Below are 1802 nucleotides of genomic sequence, written 5' to 3' on the forward strand. Positions count from 1 at the left end.
ATAAAGATAAGAATAAGAATAGATTAGATAAAGATAAGAATAAGAAAAGAATAACTACTACTACTAGTAGTGGTGGTCAAGAAAATATCTTAGAACTTTTTCAATCTGAATTTCGTAGGCTCTTATCTGGATTTGAAATTGAAGAAATCAACCATCTCCTAAATGAGAATGATGTGGATTTGGTGAAAGAAGCACTGAAGACTGCTATTAACTCAGGAAAGCCGAACATCAAATATATAGGTGGGATTTTAAGAAATTGGCAGATGAACAATGTTACCACTGTTGAGCAGGTTCGTCAATCAGAGAAAAAGAATAAGGATAAGAAAGAAGAACAGGAGGCCAAGGACGAATGGGGATACTAGAACTAATTGAACAATTCGAGATTGACTATTATCCGTTAAGCTACGAGAAGAAAACTCTTTTAGCAGACCAACCAATTCATCAAGTGGTTGCATGCTTGTCTGAAATGGCTAGCTGGCATGAATGTGGAGGTCGTCTGTCATGGTAGACAATGTGTTTGAGGAGATTGCCTTATCTTATCACAGGAATACAGAACAACAAGATGAGTTTTGCGAAAAGCATAACATTCCTTTGATAAAGATATTGCGGACTGAGAGTGTTGTATGCCGCATGTGTGAATCTGAGCGGATCCATGAGGAGAATCAAGCAAGAGTGAATGAACTGGCCGACGCTGAGAATGAGCGAGAGAGGAAATACTATCTTGAGAAGTTTTCTCTTTATGATGAGGTTTTGAAAAATGCGACTTTGGACAACTTTGAGACACCCACTGAAAAAGAAGCGGAAAAGCTAGCTTTTGCAAAGAGGATTTGTCGTGAGTGGTCTGAGGGGGCTAGGAACAACATCGTGTTACAAGGAGAAGCTGGAACTGGTAAGAGCCATTTGGCCTTTGCGATGGTAAAAGCTTTATCTGAGTACACGAAAGAGATTGCTATTTTCATCAACGTGACTGACTTGTTGATGAAGATTAAAGCTGATTTTAGTCAGGAAGAGTTTCTGGTCAATAAAATTGCCAGTGCTAAGTTCTTGGTTTTGGATGATTTGGGCATGGAGAAGGATAGCGAATGGTCGTTTACTATTCTCTACAATATCCTGAATAAGCGTTCAAATACAATCATTACCACCAATTTGACTTCTGCTAATATTCAGAAAAGATATGGCAGACCCTTTATGTCCAGACTGATGAAGGGTGTGGATAAAGACCATTTAATGGTTTTCAACGACTTGACAAACAAGCGGAAGCAATATTTTTAGAATGGAGGTGGCTGATGTTTATTTTAAGACATGGGACAAGAGAGGATAAGCCGTTTCTGAGGTCCGCAGTTATTGGTGTGACTGGCTTGGACATTTCATGTTCAGAGGAGAAGAAAGCCATGCGGTTTGTTTCTCGGGCGGCAGCCTTACAGGTTGGTAAAGCATTGAGGAGTTCCTTTGGGAACTTTTACCCCGTTGAGGTGGAGTGATGTTAAATCTTTACTTCGTCTACAACGGGCACTGCAAGTTTTACCTTGGGACGTTTGACAATGTCGATGATCTCATTGAGCAAATGGAAGATCATCAGTGGGCTTTCTCGGCTATCACTCAGCCAAGGTTTCAGAAGCACATTGGTCAGCGGACGACACGGTTTGACTATGGTGCGAAGGATTGTTACTATTTAGCAACTTTTTTCAGGAGGATAAGAAAATGATTGAACTTATTAAAGAATTTGGCATGGCTATTCTATGGCTATTTCTCGGCTACTTAATCGGAGAACGTGCAGCAAGAAAGGACAAGAAAGATGATCA

The 1802-nt window shown here is 40.1% G+C and carries 5 protein-coding genes; all 5 read left to right on the forward strand.

Annotated elements, in window-relative coordinates; translation table 11 throughout:
- The coding region (locus HT715_RS11595; RefSeq protein ID WP_172922978.1) for a DnaD domain protein at nt 1–362 on the forward strand (362 nt) is incomplete at its 5' end.
- On the forward strand, nt 350–508 hold the full coding sequence (locus HT715_RS11600; RefSeq protein ID WP_000511763.1) for a hypothetical protein: 159 nt from the start codon (nt 350–352) through the stop codon (nt 506–508). The genes HT715_RS11595 and HT715_RS11600, both read left to right, overlap by 13 nt.
- Nucleotides 502–1272 (forward strand): ATP-binding protein, encoded by a 771-nt coding sequence (locus HT715_RS11605; RefSeq protein ID WP_138707260.1) that lies wholly within the window; start codon nt 502–504, stop codon nt 1270–1272. The genes HT715_RS11600 and HT715_RS11605 overlap by 7 nt, the downstream gene beginning before the upstream one ends.
- A gap of 14 nt (nt 1273–1286) precedes the next feature.
- Nucleotides 1287–1481: a hypothetical protein gene (locus HT715_RS12495; RefSeq protein ID WP_054388383.1), complete on the forward strand. Its 195-nt coding sequence runs from the start codon at nt 1287–1289 to the stop codon at nt 1479–1481.
- On the forward strand, nt 1481–1705 hold the full coding sequence (locus HT715_RS12175) for a hypothetical protein (protein ID WP_055356729.1): 225 nt from the start codon (nt 1481–1483) through the stop codon (nt 1703–1705). Before HT715_RS12495 ends, HT715_RS12175 begins: the two co-directional genes overlap by 1 nt.
- The last annotated feature ends 97 nt before the right edge of the window (nt 1706–1802 follow it).

Source organism: Streptococcus sp. 4155 (genome assembly GCF_013276695.1).
GTDB classification, from domain to species: Bacteria; Bacillota; Bacilli; order Lactobacillales; family Streptococcaceae; genus Streptococcus; species Streptococcus pseudopneumoniae.

Coding starts and splice junctions, on each gene's coding strand:
- HT715_RS12495 (WP_054388383.1), top strand. CDS start 1,287: ATGTTTATTTTAAGACATGGGACAAGAGAGGATAAGCCGTTTCTGAGG.
- HT715_RS11600 (WP_000511763.1), top strand. CDS start 350: ATGGGGATACTAGAACTAATTGAACAATTCGAGATTGACTATTATCCG.
- HT715_RS11605 (WP_138707260.1), top strand. CDS start 502: ATGGTAGACAATGTGTTTGAGGAGATTGCCTTATCTTATCACAGGAAT.
- HT715_RS12175 (WP_055356729.1), top strand. CDS start 1,481: ATGTTAAATCTTTACTTCGTCTACAACGGGCACTGCAAGTTTTACCTT.